The organism is Caballeronia sp. LZ029 (genome assembly GCF_031451275.1).
GTDB lineage: Bacteria > Pseudomonadota > Gammaproteobacteria > Burkholderiales > Burkholderiaceae > Caballeronia > Caballeronia jiangsuensis.
In genome coordinates this window covers 802,015-823,237 of record NZ_JARUXO010000002.1, presented here as the reverse complement: position 1 = coordinate 823,237, position 21,223 = coordinate 802,015, and the positions used below count along the sequence as shown (strand labels likewise).

General features: G+C 61.0%; 18 protein-coding genes and 2 riboswitches. Of the genes, 9 read left to right on the top strand and 9 right to left on the bottom strand.

Annotated elements, in window-relative coordinates:
- Positions 1–50: 50 nt before the first annotated feature.
- On the top strand, positions 51–1,217 hold the full coding sequence (locus QCE73_RS18575; RefSeq protein ID WP_309882921.1) for a glycosyltransferase: 1,167 nt from the start codon (positions 51–53) through the stop codon (positions 1,215–1,217).
- A 31-nt stretch (positions 1,218–1,248) separates the two neighbouring features.
- On the opposite strand, the gene QCE73_RS18570 is transcribed toward QCE73_RS18575, so the two are convergent.
- A complete protein-coding gene (locus tag QCE73_RS18570) occupies positions 1,249–2,265 on the bottom strand; it encodes a phytanoyl-CoA dioxygenase family protein (protein WP_309882919.1) in 1,017 nt (338 codons plus the stop codon).
- 36 nt (positions 2,266–2,301) lie between these two features.
- Positions 2,302–3,252 carry a GDP-L-fucose synthase gene (locus tag QCE73_RS18565; RefSeq protein WP_309882918.1) on the bottom strand — a complete coding sequence of 317 codons (951 nt, stop codon included), beginning with the start codon at positions 3,250–3,252 and terminating at the stop codon, positions 2,302–2,304.
- Positions 3,253–3,659: 407 nt separating this feature from the next.
- Here QCE73_RS18565 and QCE73_RS18560 point away from each other — a divergent pair, with 407 nt between their 5' ends.
- The 4 genes from QCE73_RS18560 (at position 3,660) to QCE73_RS18545 (ending at position 8,238) form a co-directional block, all read left to right on the top strand.
- The gene (locus QCE73_RS18560) at positions 3,660–4,133 is read left to right on the top strand and encodes a hypothetical protein (protein WP_309882917.1); all 474 of its coding nucleotides are present in this window, start codon (positions 3,660–3,662) and stop codon (positions 4,131–4,133) included.
- The gene (locus QCE73_RS18555; RefSeq protein WP_309882916.1) at positions 4,130–5,248 is read left to right on the top strand and encodes a DegT/DnrJ/EryC1/StrS family aminotransferase; all 1,119 of its coding nucleotides are present in this window, start codon (positions 4,130–4,132) and stop codon (positions 5,246–5,248) included. Before QCE73_RS18560 ends, QCE73_RS18555 begins: the two co-directional genes overlap by 4 nt.
- A 99-nt stretch (positions 5,249–5,347) precedes the next feature.
- Positions 5,348–6,826 (top strand): mannose-1-phosphate guanylyltransferase/mannose-6-phosphate isomerase, encoded by a 1,479-nt coding sequence (locus QCE73_RS18550; RefSeq protein WP_309883157.1) that lies wholly within the window; start codon positions 5,348–5,350, stop codon positions 6,824–6,826.
- A gap of 35 nt (positions 6,827–6,861) precedes the next feature.
- Positions 6,862–8,238, top strand: coding sequence for an undecaprenyl-phosphate glucose phosphotransferase (locus QCE73_RS18545; RefSeq protein ID WP_309882915.1), 1,377 nt, complete (start codon positions 6,862–6,864; stop codon positions 8,236–8,238).
- Positions 8,239–8,278: 40 nt separating this feature from the next.
- Here QCE73_RS18545 and QCE73_RS18540 read toward each other — a convergent pair whose 3' ends face one another.
- Entirely contained in the window at positions 8,279–9,046 is a 768-nt protein-coding gene (locus QCE73_RS18540) for a class I SAM-dependent methyltransferase (RefSeq protein WP_035508899.1), read from the bottom strand.
- Positions 9,047–9,624: 578 nt separating this feature from the next.
- Here QCE73_RS18540 and QCE73_RS18535 point away from each other — a divergent pair.
- Complete coding sequence (locus QCE73_RS18535) at positions 9,625–10,548, top strand: helix-turn-helix domain-containing protein (protein ID WP_309882913.1); 924 nt, start codon at positions 9,625–9,627, stop codon at positions 10,546–10,548.
- Between the two features lie 110 nt (positions 10,549–10,658).
- Here QCE73_RS18535 and QCE73_RS18530 read toward each other — a convergent pair whose 3' ends face one another.
- A complete protein-coding gene (locus QCE73_RS18530) occupies positions 10,659–12,578 on the bottom strand; it encodes an AAA family ATPase (RefSeq protein WP_309882912.1) in 1,920 nt (639 codons plus the stop codon).
- Positions 12,579–13,093: 515 nt separating this feature from the next.
- On the opposite strand from QCE73_RS18530, the gene QCE73_RS18525 reads away from it, so the two are divergent.
- Positions 13,094–13,255 (top strand): DUF1328 family protein, encoded by a 162-nt coding sequence (locus tag QCE73_RS18525; protein WP_035508907.1) that lies wholly within the window; start codon positions 13,094–13,096, stop codon positions 13,253–13,255.
- 60 nt (positions 13,256–13,315) lie between these two features.
- Here QCE73_RS18525 and QCE73_RS18520 read toward each other — a convergent pair whose 3' ends face one another.
- The 5 genes from QCE73_RS18520 to QCE73_RS18500 all read right to left on the bottom strand — a co-directional run bounded on the left by QCE73_RS18520 (position 13,316) and on the right by QCE73_RS18500 (position 18,859).
- On the bottom strand, positions 13,316–13,495 hold the full coding sequence (locus QCE73_RS18520) for a hypothetical protein (protein ID WP_309882911.1): 180 nt from the start codon (positions 13,493–13,495) through the stop codon (positions 13,316–13,318).
- A gap of 15 nt (positions 13,496–13,510) precedes the next feature.
- Positions 13,511–15,217 (bottom strand): FAD-dependent oxidoreductase, encoded by a 1,707-nt coding sequence (locus QCE73_RS18515; protein ID WP_309882910.1) that lies wholly within the window; start codon positions 15,215–15,217, stop codon positions 13,511–13,513.
- A gap of 22 nt (positions 15,218–15,239) precedes the next feature.
- The gene (locus tag QCE73_RS18510) at positions 15,240–16,586 is read right to left on the bottom strand and encodes an MFS transporter (RefSeq protein WP_309882909.1); all 1,347 of its coding nucleotides are present in this window, start codon (positions 16,584–16,586) and stop codon (positions 15,240–15,242) included.
- Positions 16,587–16,729: 143 nt separating this feature from the next.
- The gene (locus QCE73_RS18505; RefSeq protein WP_187606850.1) at positions 16,730–17,548 is read right to left on the bottom strand and encodes a helix-turn-helix transcriptional regulator; all 819 of its coding nucleotides are present in this window, start codon (positions 17,546–17,548) and stop codon (positions 16,730–16,732) included.
- Positions 17,549–17,605: 57 nt separating this feature from the next.
- Entirely contained in the window at positions 17,606–18,859 is a 1,254-nt protein-coding gene (locus QCE73_RS18500; RefSeq protein ID WP_309882907.1) for a cation:proton antiporter, read from the bottom strand.
- 115 nt (positions 18,860–18,974) lie between these two features.
- Positions 18,975–19,063: riboswitch (glycine riboswitch) on the top strand.
- Between the two features lie 2 nt (positions 19,064–19,065).
- Positions 19,066–19,170: riboswitch (glycine riboswitch) on the top strand.
- 65 nt (positions 19,171–19,235) lie between these two features.
- Here QCE73_RS18500 and QCE73_RS18495 point away from each other — a divergent pair.
- Both QCE73_RS18495 and QCE73_RS18490 read left to right on the top strand, forming a co-directional pair.
- Positions 19,236–20,510, top strand: a complete 1,275-nt coding sequence (locus tag QCE73_RS18495) for a D-amino acid dehydrogenase (RefSeq protein ID WP_309882905.1) — start codon at positions 19,236–19,238, stop codon at positions 20,508–20,510.
- 39 nt (positions 20,511–20,549) lie between these two features.
- A complete protein-coding gene (locus QCE73_RS18490) occupies positions 20,550–21,023 on the top strand; it encodes a VOC family protein (RefSeq protein WP_309882903.1) in 474 nt (157 codons plus the stop codon).
- Positions 21,024–21,223: the final 200 nt, after the last annotated feature.

Here is a 21,223-nt window from a genome sequence, read left to right as displayed (position 1 = left end):
GGGCGACGTAGCCCGGACTCACCCTTTCGAACACGTGCTGCGGAGAGGACATGCTGGTGTTTATCGCGCCCTACAGCGCAGCCAATCGCGAGTCGAACAGAGACCTCGGCGCCGCTCGCAAGCTGGAGTTCTTCCTTACCCTGGCCACGCAACTGACGCGTGATGTCGTCTTGGTGAATACGGCGCATGAGGAAGAAGCGTATTTGCCCAGAGAAGTTCGCGATGCGCGCGTCGGCGACGCGCATATCCGTGAGATTACGCTGCGCCGATATCCCGCAAGACCGGTCGGGAAGATGTTGAATCTCTTCGAAGTGGCGGCTGTGAGCCGCGAAATCTTGAAGTTTGGAAATCCGGACGTCGTATGGATCTATAACCCATACGCATTCGAATCGATGCTGGCCCGCGCTCTGACGAGACGGTCGGGAGCGCGTCTCGTTCTCGAGTTCGAAGACTGGCTTTTCTCGCGACGACGCTGGCATCCCAAGCCCATGCTCGACTTCATTGCATGGCATTTCCTTTTGCCGGCACCGACGCTATGCCTCGCGGTGAATGAATATCTATCGATACGCGAGCATCGGCGTAGCGGCTGCCCCGTCGTGTTGTGTCCGGGCGTAGTGTCCGACGGCCTGCTCGAAACATGCGGGCGGCGGCTTCCGTTCTCGGGCGCGAAGGGTGAGCGGACCGTGATCGGATATTTTGGCGGGCTGAGCGCCGAGAAAGGCGCCGATGTCGTTCTCGATCTGATCCGATTGTCGAACGGACGCTTCACCTTCCATGTGTGCGGAACGGGTCCGCTCGCATCGGAGTTCGCGGGGCTTTCCACCGAGAATCATTCGGTGCACTTTCACGGCCGTGTCGACGAAGGGACTTTGCTCTCACTGATTTCTGACTGTGACGTGCTGGTCAATCTGCACGCTTCGATCGAAAAGATGAGCAATGGCGTTTTTCCGTTCAAGGTTATCGAATACGTCGCGTCCGGAAGACTGGTCATATCCACCGACCTTCCGGCTATCAGCGTAAAGGAGATTCACGAGGCCATATGCTTTGCGAAGCCGGAAGCGGCGTCGATTGTCGATGCGCTCGGAAGCGCCGAGGAGATCTATCTGCGCAAGCGAACGAAGATCGAGCAGGCAATAGCCGCGACGTCAGGCCTGCTGACGCAGGGCGCCTTCAGGCGCACGCTGTCTTCGATATTGGCGGAGCGCGTAACGCAGTAGGCTTTATCTGCGCATCTTCGATTGCCGTAAATCATCGCCCGATCATCTTCCTTAACGTGGGCCTGAGAGCCTGGGGAACGCTCGCGAACGCCGAGCGCGCCATCCGGTATAAAAGGTACTTTCCCATGACGGATATCATCGGCCCGTCCAGCGGAAGCGAATGGAGTGACGTATTTGGAAAGACCTCATAGTTCGAGGGACGGCCGAAACCGAGGAACGTCGAGATTCGATCGTCGAACCTCGATATGAATTCGGTGTTGACGATGATGGGCTCGGATTTATTGATTTCACTGTCCACCTGAAAGAAGACGCTCTTTCTGACGAAGTTCCTGTCCGCTACCGGTCTCGCGCGGTGAATGCCATATGTGTTGTAAATGACGAGCGATCCACGAGGCATCTTGAAGGATTTGACAGAGGACGAGAAGTTATCTGCAATGAACTCATCCGTATAGTCGCTGTATGCCTTTTCTCCCGACCACAAATGCGAGCCTTCGACATACTGAAACTCGCCGTCTTCGACATCGGAAACATAGAAGATAAAGATGATGCCGGGGATATGCGCGAACTCCCGGTCGGTCTTGTTGTCGGTATGCCACTGCATATGGTGGCCGCCATAGGTTTCGTAGTATCGCAACGCCTTGAGGCGGAACTGATCGCCCAGATATCCTTCGCATACCCCGAAGACGAACGGTGAGGTCGAGAACTCATAGAACGTCCTCGAAATCGCGAGCAGGTTCGTCAGATAGTATTGACGCTCCGAGAACACGCCGCTGACTTTGTTGACGTTCAGTCTATGCTTCGTTTCGGTCGCATCGCGTTCTATGGTCTCTATGGCCTCGGGCGATAGCGCCGAAGGAAACGCGAAGTATCCTTTCTGATTCAGCTCGTCGACTACGTGCCCGACATCGACGGAGAGGAACTCGGGCGTAAAGAGCGCTTGTTCCGTCTCATGGGCGGTCAGGTCGGCATGAGCCGGCGCATTGTGCGCGGCGTCCTGAATTTGCCCGTCGTCGAAGGTCGAATCTGCGTTCAGCGGCAAGCTTGCCATGGGATTCTCCGAATCGTTGTGAGTGGCGCGTGCGGGCTAGGCGTTGGCGTATCCGTTTCTCTGCACGTTCGCGGTGAAGTCGGCATATGTCGCCGCGATGCCGTCTCTCAGCGTTATCGTGGGCGACCAGCCCAGCGCGACCAGCTTCGACACGTCGAGCAGTTTTCTCGGCGTTCCATCCGGTTTCGACAAGTCGAACTTCAGCGATCCGGAAAAGCCGACGACATCGCAGATCAGACGCGCGAGGTCCGCAATCGCAATGTCCCTGCCATATCCGATATTGAACACGCCCTCGGCGTGCGCGCTGTCGAGCAAGGCGAGCACGGCGGAGGCGAGATCGTCGACGTGCAGGAATTCCCGTCTGGGCGATCCGGAGCCCCACACGGAAAGCGAGTCCATCTCGTTGAGCTTTGCCTCATGCGTCTTGCGTATGAGCGCTGCCAGAACATGCCCGTTCTGAAGATCATAGTTATCGTTCGGGCCATAGAGATTCGTGGGCATCACCGATATGTAGCGCATTCCGTGCTGCCGGTTATAGGCTTCACAGAGCTTGAGCCCGGCGATTTTGGCGATGGCGTAGGCTTCATTGGTCTGTTCGAAGCCGCTCGTGAGCAGATAGTCTTCCCGGATGGGCTGTGGACAATACTTCGGATAGATGCAGGACGAACCGAAGAAGACCAGCTCGGGCGTGCCATGCGCGAACGCTGCATGGATAACATTGGTTTCGATAACAAGGTTCTCGTAGAGAAACGACGCGGGCTGCGACGAGTTCGCATGTATGCCGCCCACTTTCGCCGCGGCGAGAAGCACGACGTCGATACTCTCCCTGGCGAAGAATTCCGTCACGGCACGCTGATCCAACAGGTCCAGTTGCTGTCTTGATCGCGTGATTACATCGCGATACCCGCGACTGGCGAGACACCGGAGAAGGGCTGAGCCGACCATGCCTTGATGGCCGGCGACATAGATCCGAGAACCTTTGTTCATGTTGATGCTCAATCGTCCATTGAGGTGCGTTGATCGGAACGTGATTTCCCGCAGACACTGGATTCCGAGAGGCTTGACGTGCGAGCTTGACGTGCGATTGTCAGGTTAGCCATGCATATAAACAAGTTTCGGGTTGTGGCGGACGGTGCCAAGATATTGTCGCTAGCTGCGCTTTCTCCTGGTCGATAACATCGTCGATAAGAGCGTGCGCGAACGATCGCGTATCGCGAGATCCGCTTCGGCCAACGTCATGGTTAATTCGGCCATTCGGGTCCGCTGATCCGTGCGCCGGTCCTAAGCTTCGTGGGCGTGCGGAGGCCGTTCACGGGCTCGTGATTTGCGTCGATCGGGCTACCGGAACGTTTGCAGTGCCGGAAGGATGCGGCAGGCTCTCGTCGGGGATAAACATGGAATCTTTATCGGCAGAAGGTAACACTGAGGTCGTTCAGAATCCGAATCTCGAAGTCATCTCGGTTGCGGACATCACGCTGGCTATCATCGTCCGCGATTCGTACTCGAAAGAAGGGGTCAACTTTCTGACGCCAAGAGAGTTTCCTCAGCAGCTTGCCTACATGGAACATCCGGCGGGGAAGTTGATCGACGCGCATGTGCACACATGTGTCCCGCGTCGGATCGAGTGGACGCAGGAAGTCCTTTTTATGAAGCGTGGCCGGATGCTGGTGAGGCTCTATACGGCCGATCGGGAACCCGTGACAAGCCGCGTGCTGCTGGCCGGCGACGTCATCCTGCTGGCGGCGGGCGGGCACGGCTTCGAAGTACTCGATGACGCATCTTTCATCGAAGTGAAGCAAGGACCGTATATTGGTGAGCAGGAGAAAGTGCGCTTCAAGGAACTCGAAACCGAAAGAGGACCCCGATGATTCCCGTCAACGAACCCCTGCTCGATGGAAATGAAAAGATCTACCTGAACCAGTGCATCGAGACGGGCTGGATCTCATCGGATGGCGCATTCGTCGAGCGCTTCGAACAGGCAATGGCGCAATATGTCGGCCGCAAGCATGCGATCGCAGTGGCAAACGGAAGCGCGGCGCTGGACGTTACCGCTGCGGCGCTTGAGCTCGGTCCCGACGACGAAGTAATCATCCCGACACATACGATCATTTCGTGCGCATCCGCGATCGTTCGTACAGGCGCGAAGCTGCGACTGGTCGATTCGCGCGCGGATACATGGAACATGGATGTCGCGAAGATCGAAGAGGCCATCACGAGCCGCACGCGTGCGATCATGGCCGTGCACACTTTCGGCCTGCCCGTGGACATGGCGCCTGTGCTGGATCTCGCGAGGAAGCACGGTCTCACGGTCATCGAAGATGCGGCACAGGCCATTGGTCAGACTTACGAAGGGCGTCAGTGCGGTAGCTTCGGTGAGATCTCCTGCTTCAGCTTCTATGCGAACAAGCATATCGCGACGGGCGAGGGCGGCATGATCCTCTGCGACGACGACGCGCTGGCCGCCCGGGCACGCAGCCTGCGTAATCTGTGCTTCAAACCCGAACGGCGTTTCGTGCATGAAGAACTCGGCTGGAATTATCGAATGAGCAACCTTCAGGCAGCGGTAGGGCTCGCGCAGTTCGAAAAGCTCGATGCGCACGTTGCGAGAAAGCGGGAACTGGGGCGCCGCTATGAATCGCTTTTGCGCGGTGTCCGGGGAATCGAACTCGCACCAGTAGCGTGCGCCTATGCCGATAACATCTATTGGGTATTCGGTCTGGTGCTGGATGAAAGCGCGCCCATCGACGCAGACGAAGCGCGCGCCATGCTGGCCGAAGCAGGCGTGAGCGCGCGGCCTTTTTTCTGGCCCATGCACGAGCAACCGGTCTTCATGAAGCAAGGCCTTTTCGAGGGAGAGCGTTATCCGGTCGCCGAACGCATGAGCCGGCGCGGATTCTATCTGCCGAGCGGACTTGCGCTTACCGAGACGCAGCAGGATCAGTCGGTGGCCGCGGTTCGAAACATGCTGGCCACATTTCTTTAGGCGAGACAGTCGGACGCAGCGTTCCCCTCAAAGGTTCATCGTGACCACTCACGGAGTGCAGCCATGGAAAGCGCAACGAGTTCTGAAGGCGTGGTGACAATGGCACGCGAGCAGACGCCGGACATCCGGTCCTGCCGTCGCATCGTCCCGGTCATACTCGCGGGCGGATCGGGCACACGTCTATGGCCGATGTCGCGCGAGCAGTTTCCGAAGCAACTGATCGGCGTGGTCGGACGGGACTCGTTGCTGCAGGCTACCGTCATACGAATGGACGGATTCGCGGCTGACTTCGACGTCGATGCGCAACCGATCATCGTATGCGGCGAAGAACATCGCTTCACCACGGAAGAGCAGGTGCGGCTATGCGGTGTCGATGCGAAGATCATCGTCGAGCCTGCACGCCGCGATACGGCGCCCGCGCTTACGCTCGCGGCGCTCGCAGCCATCGATCGCGACGAGGACGCGATTCTCGTGGCGATGCCGTCGGATCATTCCATTTCGGACATCCCGGCGTTGCATGGCGCGATCGCCATCGCCGCGAACTATGCGGAACGCGGCATGATCGTGACCTTGGGCATTCCGCCGACACGGCCCGATACTGGCTTCGGATATATACGCCTGGGTGAACCGCTCGATAACGGCGCGCATCTTATCGACCGCTTCGTCGAAAAGCCCGCGGCCGAACTCGCCGCGCAATACGTGGCCGCGCAAAGCTATTGGTGGAACAGTGGTATCTTCGTCGTTCGGGCGAGCGTGTGGCTCGATGCGCTTCATCACCTCAACGGCGAGATGCATGCGACATGCATCGCCGCGCTCAAGGACGGCAAGGTCGAGGGCCGCTTCATTCGTCCGTGTCCGGATCAGTTCGGGCGAGTGCCTTCCGACTCGATCGATTACGCGGTGATGGAACATATCGGCGACGCCATCTCGCCTTGCAAGGGCGTAGTCGTGCCGCTGACGGCGGGCTGGTCGGATCTCGGCTCGTGGGACGCGGTGTGGGAAGCAATGGAAAAGGACGGACTCGGTAACGTATCGAGCGGACGCGTGGTCTTCGAAGGCGCGACTTCGAGCTATGCGCGATCCGAGGGTGGCCGACTGGTCGCGTGCGTCGGGACCGCCAACGTCGTCGTAATCGATACCGATGATGCCGTGCTCGTCGCCGACCGTTCGCATGCACAGGATATCAAGCGGCTCGTCGCGCGCATCCGCGAGCAGCATGCGCCCGAGGCGGAGATGCACCGCAAGGTGCGTCGCCCCTGGGGCTTTTACGATTCGATTGAACGCGGCGAGCGTTTTCAGGTCAAGCATATCGTGGTGGCGCCGGGCGCGCGGCTGTCGCTGCAGATGCATCATCATCGCGCGGAGCATTGGGTCGTCGTGCGCGGCACGGCGCTCGTCACGCGAGGCGATGACCAGTTTCTGCTCTCGGAAAACGAATCGACGTATATTCCGCTTGGCGTGCGGCATCGTCTGGAAAATCCGGGCAAGGTGCAGCTCGAAATCATCGAAGTTCAATCGGGCTCTTATCTTGGCGAAGACGACATCGTGCGTCTGGACGATTGCTACGGCCGCATCTGATCTTATCGACAGCGCTCTCGAAACCGAGGTATGACATGCGCGATTTTCAGGGATTGCTGGCGCGGCTTTTCGATGTCGTCATGGTGGTGGGCGGCGCTACCGTAGCATCGCGGATCCGGTTCGACAGTATTGCCGAGCCGGGCTACTACATGCCTTTCGTCGCCTTTGCGGCGGCGTTTTCACTCGTGCTGTTCCCGGGTTTTGGCGTGTACGAGTCGTGGCGCGGGCGCAGCAAGCTCGTGCTGGCGAGTCATGTTTCGCTCGCGTGGCTCGTCGTGCAGGCATGCGTACTCGTCCTGATGTTCTCGCTGCATCGAATCGACGATGTCTCCCGGCTCTGGTTTGCATACTGGACCGCCATGTCGGGTGCGCTGATGATCATGGGACGTCTTGCCACGCACGCCGTGCTTGCGCGCATGCGTCATGCCGGAATGAACTTTCATCGGGTGGCTGTCGTTGGCTGTGGGCGGCATTGCGAATCGATCATGAGAAGAATCGAGCGCGCGAGCCATTCGGGTTTTCGCACGATCGCCGTATTCAACGCATCCGCCGAATTGCCGATAACTTCGAGCGCACCCGTATTCGACGATTTCGATGCATTCGTCAGGCATGTCCGCGAGGATCGGGTGGACGAAGTGTGGCTTGCGCTGCCGCTATCGCAAGATCGAACTATCCTGCGCTTCGTAAATGAATTCCGCGACGATCTCGTGAATGTGCGGTTCATTCCCGACGTGCGCAGTCTCGCACTCTTCGAAAGCGGCGTGACGGAGTTGCTGGGTGTGGCCGCCATCAATCTTATGGCTTCTCCGATTTCGCAGAGAGCATTGCTGCAGAAAGACGTTTTCGATCGGCTATTCGCGCTCGCGGCGCTGATCGCAATCGCACCGATCCTGATCGTCGTCGCCATTGCGGTCAAGCTGAGTTCGCCGGGCCCCGTGTTTTTCAGGCAGCGCCGCAAGGGCGCGGACGGACGGGAGTTCACCATCTACAAGTTCCGCTCGATGCGCCTGCATGCCGAGAAGGCCGGCGTTCTCCGGCAAGCCACGCGCAACGATCCGCGAGTGACGCGCGTCGGCGCGTTCCTGCGTCGCACGAGCCTCGACGAACTGCCGCAATTCTTCAATGTATTGCGTGGGGATATGTCCGTCGTGGGACCGCGTCCTCATGCGCTCGAACATGACGATCTGTATCAGAAAGTCGTGCAAGGTTATATCCATCGATATCGGATCAAGCCGGGAATCACGGGCTGGGCGCAGGTCAACGGCTTTCGTGGGGAGACGGACCGGATAGAAAAAATGGAAGCGCGCGTGGCGCATGATTTGTACTATCTGGGGAACTGGTCCTTCGCACTGGATATGCGCATCATCGCCGCGACGGTGTTCAAGGGGCTGCGCAGTATCAACGCTTATTGATCCGGTCGCATCGCGCGGGCAGGCGTGCGACACGCGCGCATCATCTCTTTCTCGCGACGAACGTCGCCGACAGATCCGCGGCGCCGAGTTCGCCGCCCATCCATCTCACGCTATCGAGTACCTCGAAGCCACTGAGATCCAGCATGAGCTCGACTTCGGGCCTGAACATATAGCGCATCACGTGTGTCTCGAGAACTGTCTCGACGCTTTGCGTTTTCCAGTCGGTCATGAGAATCGTGTATTTGACGGCTACCGTATTATCGTGCGGACGCATCATCGGCTCGGCGATTCGTATCAGCCCGGTATCTTCGCTGCATGCGCGCTTGATGCGCACCTTTGGCGGATCGGCAAGCACCGCCGGACCGTACCAGCAATCGAACAGGAATAGCCCGGAGCGCGGCAGATGCGTAGCCGCCGTGTGGCACATGGCCATGAAGTCGGCGTTGGTCGTCTGATAGCTCGCGACATGGAACAGCGAGACGACGGCGTCATAGAGTTCGTCCGTTCGGACGGTGCGTGCATCGCCTTGCTGGAACTTCAGCCGCCTGGCGACCGAACCCGGCAGAGTGATGCGCCTCGCATCCGCGCGGGCGAGCATGTCCGCACTGATGTCGATGCCGGCCACGCTGAATCCTGTCGTTGCGAGTTCCGCCGCGTGGCGGCCGGTTCGGCAACCGAGGTCCATCAGATTGCCGCCGACTATTCCATATCGTCCTAGAAGATTGGCGACGAACTCGGCTTCTGCCTTGTAGTTTTTCTCATGATAGAAAAGATCATAGTATTGCGAGTAGCGCTGACTGAAACTCATGAGAGGCGACTCCGAAACGAAAACCAGTCCTCGAGATGTACTCATTCACGACAGAGGGTAGCCACCGCGCGGTTCACGACTGCACGCGTGACGGAATTCGGCAAGGTGTTGGCCGGATCGCCGATAGCTTTGAAAGTGCAGTTTTCGGCATGGACAAATCAATACATCGAACTGCAATTCGAATGAGATAACTTTCATTCGGACTGAATCTTTCGATCCCGATAAATGAAAAAAGAAAACGTTTGCGCTTGCCGTCGTTGCGCCATTCGGGGAACACGCGTTTCGAAAGCTTCCAAATAGATTGGTAGTCCGAATGCTATCGCTGATTGCGCGAGGAAACGCGGGCGAAGTCGACCGCCGTGAGCGCTCAGCGACTCGATGCGGCATTCTCGGCCAAGATCATGCTCTTGCCCGCCACGGCGGAAAGGATGTACCGAATAGAAGACTAACCTGCCGGAATCATACGCAAACTACCCCATATATCTGCAACCGAAACATAGGGAGCTAACGCCATGTCTCACGTTACGGCCTTCGGCGATGCAGAGATCAGCAGTCTTTATCACTCATCTGAAGAGAGAGTGACAAAGCTCATAGGAATTTTGCTTTACGACGGATTCTCGCTTCTCGGAGCAGGAACGCTCGCCGAGGCGCTTCATATCGCCAACGAAACGCAATCTTCCGGCCTGAACAATGGCGTGACTTACAGCGTTCGTCTGGTCTCCGCGCGTGGCGGCGCGGTAGCCTGTTCGTCGTCGGTATGCGTATGGACAGAGCGATTGGGCGGCCAGCGATTCCAGGGCTTCGATGCGCTGTATGTCGCGGGCGGCACCGGCGTGACGCGTGCGGCCGCGGATGAAAGCCTCATCGATTCATTGAGGATCGCGTGTTCTCAAAGCGGCGTGGTCAGCTCGCTCGGCAATGGCGACGTGATGCTTGCGGCCGCGGGCATTTCACGGCGCGATTGGGCGTCGGTAGGCCGTGGCGTATGGAATACCGGGACATCGAAGAGTGCGGCCTCGACAGAACGCAACGACGCGCTGATCAACTCGCTCGCGCTCGTGAAGCGCGATCTCGGCTACGACATCGCGACCGCGGTGGCTGATCGCCTCTCTTCGTCGAACGATCAGCATCTGCCGATCATGCTGAGCACGATCGGTACGACCACGTTGGCCGAAAAGGCGCAGGAATCCGCACGCTGGCTCGAACGCAATTGCGGACGTCCCATCTCGGTCGGCGATGCGGCCCGCACGGTGGCGATGAGTGAGCGCAACTTCCTGCGCTTGTTCAAACGTGAGATGGGGCTCACGCCGTCGCAATATCTTCTGCGTGCGCGGCTCGATCTGAGTTGTGAACTGCTCGTCAAAAGCGACTTGCCGATCGACAAGATCGCGCGCAGAACGGGATTGACCAATGGGGAAAGATTTTCGAAGGTATTCAGAAAGCAGTTTCTGATGTCGCCGACGGAATACCGGTCGAAGCGGAAAAACGGCGATGCGTTGTGATTGCCGTCGGCATCGAAGAAGATGAACATCGGCTCGAAACCGAACGCGGTTTCGAGCCAGCGGAACGCGGCCTTCGCGTCCCTATACGTTTCCCGCGATAGCAGAAGCGCTCAGGCGGCAAGCACTTCGTTGACCGCCGCTTGCGCATTCTCCACTGCCGCCGCGTGCTCGCGAATCAGCCGATATACGGTCTCGCCAGGCACGGTCTCAGATTCGAGCAACTGATCGGCGATCGCACGCAACACCGGCTCATTCGCCTGCAGTAGCGCGAAGCATTCATCGCTCAGATCGTGCAGCAACGCGTTCGCGTGCCCGATCGAATTCTTCAGTTGCAAGCCCGCATACTGCTGCGGCAGGGCGGCGAGACTGAACAGATTGCCGTCCTCGTTGAAGCCGAATTTCGACACCATGTCGAGGCTGATACGCGACGCTTCCTGAAGGTCCGACGCCGCGCCGCTGGATGCTTCGTCGAACATCAGCAGTTCCGCATTGCGCCCGCCGAGCAGCACCTGAATCTCGTTGCGCAACTCGGTCTCGCGATACAGATGCTTGTCCTGCATCTTCGTGATGAGGGCTACGCCCAAAGCGCCGCCGCGCGGCAGGATCGTCACTTCTTCGAGCACGCCCGTGTCGAGCAGCGCCGCGACGAGTCCGTGACCCGCTTCATGCACCGCGATGCGCGTGCGTTCGTCGTCGGACAAGGCGCGCTCCGCGCCGTTGACATCGCCGATACGCGCGATCTTGATCGCTTCGAGGAAATGCTTCGCGGACACTTCACGTTCGCCCGCCTTGCGCGCGACAAGGCCCGCCTGATTGACGATCATCGACAGCGTGGCCGGCGAAAGACCCGTAGTGAGACGCGCGAGCTGATCGAAGTCGATGTCTTCGTTTTTCTTCTTCAGATTGGCCGCATAGAAACGCAGGATCTCGGCGCGATCGTCGAGGCTCGGCAGACGCACCTGCACCGTGCGGTCGAAACGGCCGGGGCGTCGCATTGCTTCGTCGAGATTGTCCGGATGATTCGTAGCAGCAACGATGATCACGCCTTCGTTCGATGCGAAGCCGTCCATTTCCGCGAGCAGTTGATTGATGATGCGGTTGCTCTCCGCTTCGACGGGACCGCCGCCGGTATCGGTGCGCTTGCCGAGGCCATCGGCTTCATCGATGAAGATCACGGTCGGCGCATTCTTGCGCGCGAGCTCGAACAGATGCTTCACCTTCTGGATGCCGACGCCGTAATACTTCGCGCTGAAATAGCTGCCCGTGATCGCGATGAAGTTCGCGCCGCATTCGCCCGCGAGCGCCTGCGCGAGGCGCGTCTTGCCGACGCCGGGGCCGCCCGTCATCAGAATGCCGCACGGTGCCCGCACGCCCATTCCGGTAAATTGTGCGGGCTCGGTCAGCCAGGCGCGCACATCCGTGAGCGCCGCTTTCGCTTCGCCCGCGCCGATGACGTCGTCGAAACGCAGCGTCGGCGACTCGCCGAGCAACTGCGCGCCGCCCCGCATCTCGCGACGCATGAACCAGAGAATGCCGCCGAGCATCAAGAGCGGCAGCAGAAGGCTCAGGATGTCGCGCGAACGATCGAACATTTCGCTCCAGCGCGCCACGCCCGTTCGCACGTCGGCGTCGGGCAGCCAGACGAGTTGATAAGGCGAACTCGCGCCAGGCTTCATATCGCCGAGCAGCAGCGCATTGGAGAACGCGCCGTTATGGTCGGCCACGTAGTACTTCTCGCCCTTCAACGTGGAGACGAGAATCGCATCGGGACTCACGCCGATCGTCGCGACGTTTTTGTCGCGGATATCGGTCAGCATTTCCGATGCGTCCTTCTCCCGATGCGTCCACGCCGATGCTTCATGGCGCATCTGACTGGCGACGCCTGTGAGCGCGGCAGACTGCGATTGCGCGGCACGCAACTCATGGCGCCAATGCAGGAAGCCCGCGCCCGCCACGAGCGTGGCTGCGATCACACCATACGCGATATATCGGCCAACACGTGACCGCAGCGAATTCCTTGCCGGTTTCATCAATTCTTTCCCAATGGGACCGCGAGGGCGGCGCCCGTCAATCTATCGTCGGAAGAAATGGCATCCGAACGTGTCTCTGTTCGTGCTCCGGTGGTGGGATGCCCGCGCGATGTCTTGATCCTCAAGATGGCGAAGCGATCGACCTTGAACCGCAGATCGTCAACCATGTGAGCATGGCCCTTTTATCGGGAAGTGCTCCGCTGGAATGGTGCCCAAAATGCATGACCATTCGATAACGCGGAACAGCGCGCGAACGAGCGTCAAACACGTCGTCTCAGCTTTCACGTCCCTTTTTTTAATTAACGGCAGGTGACGAGTCTTCTTGACGACCGTGTAAAAAGTGGATGCTCCGCGCTCGCGGCGTGATGCAGGTTTGATGGCGTATGCAGGACGGAGCAAGGATATCACGGGAAAAAACTATGCTCCATCCGGTAAGGAATACTGCTTGCTTAAGCTAGTCCACTGTCCGCGACCATGGGGCGCGCGGCGGATCTGAACCGGAGGGACATAACATCATGTTGTATTACGCGTTGGTCTTTTTCATTATCGCGATCATCGCCGCCGCCCTTGGGTTCGGCGGCATCGCGGCAGGTGCGGCGAGCATCGCGAAGATCCTATTCTTCATATTCCTCGTCATCTTCCTCGTGACGCTGGTGATGGGCCTCATGCGACGTTGACGGCCCTCTCGTACGAGCGTCGTGTCGAGGCTGGTCGGCACGACGCTTTTTCTTCCCGAATCAATCTGCGATCCCATCGCTCGCTTCGTCGATCAACTTGAGCGACGCGTCCGGATCGTTCATCTCGCCGATTGCAAGCAAGGCAAAGCGCGCGAGAAAAAGCGATGCCTTCGTTTCGCCGAGTTGCGTCATCGTCTTGCACAGGCGCGTGTAGACGGCGTCGAGTTCTGCATCGTTCATGATCTTCTCCCTCGTTCAATCGGTTGATGCGGACAGTGCGTGTGCAATCGCCGCTTCGATATCGTGCGGTTGCGCATCGCGCCAGCGACCGAGCACGTGGCCATCGGGCCGCAGCAAATACACGGTGCCGGGCCGCGCGTCGTAACGTTCGAAGATGCGGCCGGTGTGATCCCATGCGTGCACGCCCTGCGTTCGCGGATGCAGATGCGCGCTCAACGGCACCGCCCTGAACGGCAATCCGCTCGCGCGCAACGCGTGCGCGAGCGTCGCGAATGCGGCGGCCAAAACGCCGTCATCGGTAAAGCACAACGCGGTGAAGTTCGGGCCGGCGAGATCGGTCAGATGCGCTTCGCGTCCATGCCCGGCCTCCACGATCGTTACCGGATACTCCACCAGCACCGCGCCGGGGACGGGCCCCGATGCGAACACATCGCGATCGGCGATGTTCAATGGCGAGGCCACATAAGTAATCGCCGAGGTCTGCCGCGGATTGATCAGCGAGCGCACTTCGGGATGCCTGGCCGCGAGACTCAGCACTGCCGTGCGCATCAGATCGAATGCGAACGAAGGCGGCGCCATGAACTCCGTGCTCTTCGTGCCGTAGCTCAGATTCTCGTGCGTGGCGGCGACGCGCTCATCCGAATAGCTGTCGAGCAACGTATCGGACGCGAGTCCCTTTACGACGAGCGCGAGCTTCCACGCGATGTTGTCGGCATCGTCGATACCGGAGTTCGCGCCGCGCACGCCGAAGATCGGCACGAGATGCGCGGCATCGCCCGCGAACATCACGCGCTGATGGCGATAGCGTTCCAGCGTCAGCGCATTGGCCTTGTAGATCGTGATCCAGATCGGCGACCATGCGCCCGTTTCGCCCATCATGTCGAGCAGGCTTTGTACGCGCGGGATGACGTTATCGGGCCTCACGGCTTCGTCGGCATCTTCGCCGTCGCGCAGTTGATAGTCGATGCGCCATACGTTGTCGGGCTGTTTGTGCACGAGCACGGTCGAGCCCGGATTCGACGATGGATCGAAGTACGCGAGCCGCTCCGTCGGCCGCTCGCTTTCGAGTTCGATATCGACGATCACATAACGGCCTTCATAACTCGTGCCCTTGAGTTGAAGGCCGAGCGCTTCGCGTATCGTGCTGCGGCCGCCGTCGCTCGCGACGACCCAGCCGGTTTCCAGCGCGTAATCGCCATCGGGTGTCGTGAGTTGCAGCGTCGCGCCATCGTCGCGCGCGTCGATCGATTTCACGCGTGTCTGCCAGCGAATATCGATGAGCTCGGCGCGCTTCTCGGCGGCATCGAGCAGAAACTGTTCGATGTGATACTGCGCGAGATTGACCATCGGCGGCAGCTTCTGGTTTTCGTCTTGCGGCATCGTGAAATGCAGCACTTCCGTGTCGCGATAGAAGCTTCGGCCACCCGTCCACGGCAGGCCTGTTTTCAGAAAACCGTCGAGCGCGCCGAGACGTTCGATGATCTCCAGGCTGCGCCGCGAGATGCAGATCGCGCGGCTGCCGTGACACACCGAATCGTCCGCTTCGATCAGCACCGAGCGCACGCCGTGATTCGCGAGCCCGAGCGCAATCGCGAGCCCGACGGGGCCGCCGCCGACGATCGTCACGTCATGACGCTTCGCATCGACGCCTTTTTCCAGCGCCGGAACGCGCGCCGCATACTGTTTCGCCGTGAACGGATACGGCTTGAATGGCTTGTTCATCCAGTGCTCCTTGCGTGATTCCTTAGACGGCTTGCGCTTTGTTTTGCGTGATCGGCAACATCATCACGACGAGCGCGCCGAGCGCGAGCAATACCGCCGAATAGATCAGCCCCGACGTGAAGCTGTGCGTCGCGTCCTTCAGCCAGCCGACGATCAGCGGATTGAGCGCCGAGCTGATGTTGCCGGTCGCATTGATGACCGCGATGCCGATGGCGCGCGCTTTAAAGCTCAACGCGTGATCGGGCGTGGTCCAGAAGATCGACATCGCCGTGTACGAACCCGCCGACGCGAGGCACACGCCGAGCATACGCAACGCGGGGTTCGTCGAACATGCGGTGCAGAGCCAGCCCGCGGCGGAGAAGAGCATCGGCAGCATCAGATGCCATTTGCGCTCCTGCTTGCGATCCGAGCGGCGGCCCCACACGATCATCGCGACGATCGTGCAGATTTGCGGAATCGCCGCGAGCAGGCCGATCGTGCGGTTGCTCGCATCGGGGCTGAAGCTCTTGACGATGAGCGGCGTCCATACCGCGACCATCGCGAGCGTGTTCACGAGGCAGAAGTATGCGATCGCGAACTTCACCACGGTCGGCGAAAGCAGTTCCGCGACGATGCCCGTGCCCGGCACGTGCTGCGTCGGCGTGGTCGCGGCGCCGGAATGTTCGGAGGCGAGCGTGGCGGCGAGCGCGCGCTTTTCGTCGGCATCGAGCCAGCGCGCGGTGGCGGGACTGTCGTCGAGATAGCGATACACGACGAGGCCGAGCAGCGCCGACGGCAAGCCTTCGAGCAGGAAGAGCCATTGCCAGCCCTTCAGGCCGAGCGTGCCGTCGAGCCCGAGAATGAAGCCGGAAAGCGCCGAGCCGACCGCCGCGGTCACGGGCATCGCGATCATGAAAAGCGCATTGGCGCGCGCACGGTATGCGCCGGGAAACCAGTACGTGAGGTAGAGCAGGATGCCGGGCAGAAAGCCCGCTTCCGTCACGCCGACCAGCACGCGCAATACATAGAGCGACGTGGGGCTCGTCGCGAACATCGTGGCCGTCGATGCGAGGCCCCACGCGATCATGATCGTGCCGATCCATCGGCGTGCGCCGATGCGCGCGAGCACGATGTTGCTAGGAATGCCGAACGCGATGTAGGCGACATAGAAGAGCGTCGTCGCGAGGCCGAATTGCGTGCTCGTGAGGCCGAGGTCCTTCATCATCGTCAGGCCCGCGAAGCCGATGTTGATGCGGTCCAGAAACGAGAAGAAGAACAGCACGAAGAGGAACCACAGCAGATGCCGCGAGACTTTCGCGATCACCGGTTGTTCGTGCGTGCGGGGTAGGGGCGTCGCGTTCAATGCGCCGCTTGCGCGGGTGGATTCCATGCTGTCGTCTCCGGTCGTGTCGCTGTGTCGGACATCTGATGCGTCGGAGTATGAAGCGCGGGATCGGGCCGCCTGTCCTCAATTTGGGTACAGCGCGAGGCCGTCAGCGGATCGGGGAAAACACGGATACGTTCGAAGAATTGTCAGACCTTGCCCGGCCCGATGCACAGCGCGAACAGTTGCCGCTGGCTCGAAATGCCGAGCCTGCGGTATGCGCGCTTCTGATACGTGACGACGCTCGTCGCCTTGATGCCCATCGCATCGCCGATTTCCTGCGCGGTGCGGCCTTCGAGCACGCCGGTGAGCACGTCGAGTTCGCGCTTGGAAAGTTCGGGGCACAGGCCGCGCACGCGCGCGAGCATCAGATGCGAGATCGGCATGTCGCGCTGCCCGCAGATCGCGTAATGATGCTTCGCCGCGTGCGCGATGAGCGGCGCCATCGCTTCGATCAGCGCGATCTCGCGTGGATGGTAATTGCCGAAGCGCGTGTCGCGATACAGGTTCACGGAGAGCCACAGGTCCGCGCCCGGCTGCACGAGCAGCGACACGCGATCCGACACGTTCGGCTGGTGATAACACGCCGCGCGATACGCCTCGTTGGCGATATCCTCGCTCGTCTGCCGATGCAGCACGAGCATGGAGCCGGGCTTCTCGTTGCGTGCCGAGGAAACGATCTTCTGATTGCCGTCGAGCGCGTAGAAATGGCGCGCGTAAGTGTCGGCGACATCGCGCAGGAAACGCCCGCCGCGATGATCCGCCACCGACACCGTGCGCGGCCGGTTGCCGAATTCATACGCGAAGATCGTGCATTGCGAGATCGCGGCGACGTCGCCGAGCAGCTTCAGCACTTCGGCGGCGAGCGCGTTGGAATCCTCGCTGCCGATCGACGATACGAGCTCCGTCGCGCGGCTGAGATCCAGCTGCCCGTTCGAGGAGACGCGGTCGAGTCGCCAGGAGCGCATGATGGGCTAGACGAGATACGTGTGGGTCCCGCTATTCTAAGCCCGCGCTCTGATCCGCTAACGCGCGATGGCCGAGCGCAGCGCCGCATCGCGGCGCACGATCCAGTTGAAGAGCGGCGTGGCCATCAGCGTGCTGAGCACGGCCATCAGCACGAGAATCGAAAACAGTCCGGGCAGGATGACGCCCGCCGCAAGTCCGATGTTGATGATGATGAGCTCCATCAGCCCGCGCGCGTTCATCAGCGCGCCGATGGCCATCGCGTCGCCGGAAGGCTCGCCGTTCGCGCGCGCGGCCGCCCAGCATGCGATGCCCTTGCCGCCGAACGACGCGAGCAGGATCACCACGGCCGCGAGCATGATGGCCGGGTCCATCAGCATGTCGAGCCGCGTGTTGAGGCCCGAGTAGGTGAAGAACATCGGCAGCAGGAACACGACGACGAAGGGCTGCAGCATGTCGCGCAGCTTTTCCGTCAGCGGGCCGCGCGGCAGCGCGACGCCGAGCAGAAAGCCGCCAAAGACTGCATGAATGCCGATGGCGTCCATCGCGAATGCGCAGAGCGAAAACAGCGCCAGCACGGCGGCGAGCACGCTCGTGGGCAACGGCGCGTGTGGATTCAATCCGGCAGCGAGCCGGCGCAGCAACTTGCCGCCGGCGAAGATCATGAAGAGCGCGAAAGCCGCGCCGCCGCCGATCGCCGCATATGCGCCCATCCATGAGCCGCCGAAGCTCGCGAGCACGATCGCGAGGATGCACCACGCGGCGGCATCGTCGAATGCGCCTGCGGTGAGCGCGAGCGTGCCGAGCGACGTGCCCGTCAGCCCGCGTTCGTGGATGATGCGCGCGAGCATCGGAAAGGCGGTGATCGCGATTGCTGCGCCGAGAAAGAGCGACGCCTCGTAGAGCCGCACCTTTTCCGCGAAGAGACCGGGGATCGTTTGCAGCCACGGCGTCAGCGCGAACGCGAGCGCGAACGGCGCGACGATGCCCGCGATCGACACGCTCATCGCGCTCTTCGCGCGGGCGCGGAAATGGTCCGCGCGAAACTCCGTGCCGACGAGAAACATGTAGAGCCCGACGCCGAGCTGCGCGGCGACGTAGAGCGTGCCCATCGTCGCCTTGGGAAAGAGCGCCTGTTGCCAGTGCGGCAGCAGCATCCCGAAGAGCGACGGGCCGAGCAGCACGCCCGCGATCATCTCGCCGACGACTTGCGGCTGACCCACACGCTGCGCGAGCCTGCCGACGAACTGGCTCGCGAGCACGATCACCGCGGCCTGGGCGAAAAAATAGACGGACAACTGGGAAGACGGCATATTTTGAGCAGCGAATAACGGACGACGGGAGTCTGAGGGCGAGGGCCGCGTTCTGTCAACGTGTCGGCGGGGGCTTGCCATGCGCATTTCGTACCGGTATTGTGCAAGCGTTCGACAAAGCGTCACGGAAGAGTTCGTCCTCGCGACGACGCCGACGGAGCAACCGCCCCGGAAACTCTCAGGCAAAAGGACCGTGCGCGCTGGAACATCTGGAGAGCGGCGCTTTTATGCGCCCACCGAAGGGGAGCCCCGGCTGCCGACGTGAACGTCGGGCGGCACGCGGGCGAAACTCTCAGGTACATGGACAGATGGGGCATCGGTGCCGGCTGCGGCATGTGGCCAAGGCCGGCGATGCTCAATCAATCTGGATCATGTCATGTCACGAATCGCCATCATCGGCGCCGGGATCACCGGCGTCACGACCGCTTACGCCCTTGCGCAGCGCGGGTTTCACGTCACTGTCATCGAGCGGCATCGCTATGCGGCGATGGAAACGTCCTTCGCCAATGGCGGGCAACTGTCGGCGAGCAATGCCGAAGTGTGGAACAGCCGCGCCACCGTGCTGAAAGGCCTGAAGTGGATGTTCACGCGCGACGCGCCCCTCCTGATGAATCCGCGGCCGGGCTGGCACAAGTACAGCTGGATGGGCGAGTTCCTGCGGCAGATTCCGAACTATCGTGCGAATACGGCCGAGACCGTGCGTCTTGCGATCGCGGCGCGCGAGCATCTGTTTCGCATCGCGCGGGACGAGAAAATCGACTTCGATCTCGAACGGCGCGGCATCCTGCATTTCTACGCGAGCCGCAAGGAGTTCGACGCCGCAGCGAAAGTGAACGAGATCCTCACCGGCGCGGGCCTCGACCGTCACGCGGTCACGCCGGAAGAGATCGCATCGATCGAGCCGACCTTTCGCGGTGCGTTTCATGGCGGCTTCTTCACGCCGTCCGATTCCACCGGCGACATCCACAAGTTCACGCGCGGACTCGCCGATGCATGCGCGCGGCGCGGTGTCGAGTTCCGCTACGACACGTCGGTGACCTCGATCGACGAACAGGCGGGGCGGCTCGCGCTGAGCGTCGAGCATGCGGGCGAGACGCAGGCGCTCCAGTTCGACGGCATCGTGATCTGCGCGGGCGTCGGCAGCCGTGCGTTCGCATCGATGGCGGGCGATCATCTCAACGTCTATCCGGTCAAGGGCTATTCGATCACCGTCTGCCTCGACGACGCCCGCAGCCGCGATCACGCGCCGTGGGTCAGCCTGCTCGACGACCGCGCGAAAATCGTCACGAGCCGGCTCGGCGCGGACCGTTTCCGCGTGGCGGGCACGGCGGAGCTGAACGGCTTCAATCGCGATATCCGCGCAGATCGCATCGCGCCGCTCGTCGAATGGACGCGGCGTCATTTCCCCGATGTATCGACCGCGCGCGTGATTCCGTGGAGCGGCTTGCGCCCGATGTTGCCGAGCATGCTGCCGAAGGTCGGGCAGGGCAAGCGTCCGGGCGTGTTCTACAACACCGGGCACGGGCATCTCGGCTGGACCTTGTCGGCGGCGACGGCTGAGGTCGTCGCGGAGGCGGTGTCGCAGCGCCTGCCTTCGAAGCGCGTGCATGTCGGCGCATCGTCGCAGGTGAAGGTGAACACGCCGGCGTGATATCGTCGGCGCACTGTTCACTGTCCGAAGGAGCGCGCAATGGCCGAACTCGTCAATTGCCTGTGGTTCAACGGTAATGCCCGTGAAGCGGCGGAGTTTTACGCCGCCACCTTTCCCGATAGCCGCGTCGGCGCGGGCCATGCGTCCGCGAAGCCGGGCGTGGGGCAGGGGCCGGAGTTGACTGTCGAGTTCACCGTGCTCGGCCAGCGCTTCCTCGGACTGAACGGCGGCCCGAACTTCAAGCCGAACGAAGCGGTGAGCTTCATGGTGCATACCGGCAGCGCGGAAGAGACCGATCGTTACTGGAACGCGATCGTCGGCAATGGCGGCGAGGAAAGTCGGTGCGGCTGGTGCAAGGATCGCTGGGGTTTTTCATGGCAGATCACGCCGAAGCGGATGCTCGAGATTTTCAGCGGCCCGGATCGCGAAGCCGCCAAGCGCGCGATGGACGCGATGATGACGATGAAGAAGATCGACATCGCCGAGATCGAGCGCGCGGCGGCGGGCGGCTAAAAGCTCAGTGATCGAATTCCTTCGGCTGATCGGCCTCGGCGGCGGTAGCGCGTAGCGCGTAGCGCAGTGCCGGAGCCATTTCGTGCTGAACCAGCGCACTATAACTTCCAGCTCGTCAGACCGTGCGCGAGCCAAGCCCGATTGGGCCTTCGAGGGCGCCACTTAGGCGAGTGCCACCGGTGGCTGGCAAGCATGGCCAA

Coding starts and splice junctions, on each gene's coding strand:
- QCE73_RS18575 (WP_309882921.1), top strand. CDS start 51: ATGCTGGTGTTTATCGCGCCCTACAGCGCAGCCAATCGCGAGTCGAAC.
- QCE73_RS18570 (WP_309882919.1), bottom strand. CDS start 2,265: ATGGCAAGCTTGCCGCTGAACGCAGATTCGACCTTCGACGACGGGCAA.
- QCE73_RS18565 (WP_309882918.1), bottom strand. CDS start 3,252: ATGAACAAAGGTTCTCGGATCTATGTCGCCGGCCATCAAGGCATGGTC.
- QCE73_RS18560 (WP_309882917.1), top strand. CDS start 3,660: ATGGAATCTTTATCGGCAGAAGGTAACACTGAGGTCGTTCAGAATCCG.
- QCE73_RS18555 (WP_309882916.1), top strand. CDS start 4,130: ATGATTCCCGTCAACGAACCCCTGCTCGATGGAAATGAAAAGATCTAC.
- QCE73_RS18550 (WP_309883157.1), top strand. CDS start 5,348: ATGGCACGCGAGCAGACGCCGGACATCCGGTCCTGCCGTCGCATCGTC.
- QCE73_RS18545 (WP_309882915.1), top strand. CDS start 6,862: ATGCGCGATTTTCAGGGATTGCTGGCGCGGCTTTTCGATGTCGTCATG.
- QCE73_RS18540 (WP_035508899.1), bottom strand. CDS start 9,046: ATGAGTTTCAGTCAGCGCTACTCGCAATACTATGATCTTTTCTATCAT.
- QCE73_RS18530 (WP_309882912.1), bottom strand. CDS start 12,578: ATGAAACCGGCAAGGAATTCGCTGCGGTCACGTGTTGGCCGATATATC.
- QCE73_RS18525 (WP_035508907.1), top strand. CDS start 13,094: ATGTTGTATTACGCGTTGGTCTTTTTCATTATCGCGATCATCGCCGCC.
- QCE73_RS18520 (WP_309882911.1), bottom strand. CDS start 13,495: ATGAACGATGCAGAACTCGACGCCGTCTACACGCGCCTGTGCAAGACG.
- QCE73_RS18515 (WP_309882910.1), bottom strand. CDS start 15,217: ATGAACAAGCCATTCAAGCCGTATCCGTTCACGGCGAAACAGTATGCG.
- QCE73_RS18510 (WP_309882909.1), bottom strand. CDS start 16,586: ATGGAATCCACCCGCGCAAGCGGCGCATTGAACGCGACGCCCCTACCC.
- QCE73_RS18505 (WP_187606850.1), bottom strand. CDS start 17,548: ATGCGCTCCTGGCGACTCGACCGCGTCTCCTCGAACGGGCAGCTGGAT.
- QCE73_RS18500 (WP_309882907.1), bottom strand. CDS start 18,859: ATGCCGTCTTCCCAGTTGTCCGTCTATTTTTTCGCCCAGGCCGCGGTG.
- QCE73_RS18495 (WP_309882905.1), top strand. CDS start 19,236: ATGTCACGAATCGCCATCATCGGCGCCGGGATCACCGGCGTCACGACC.
- QCE73_RS18490 (WP_309882903.1), top strand. CDS start 20,550: ATGGCCGAACTCGTCAATTGCCTGTGGTTCAACGGTAATGCCCGTGAA.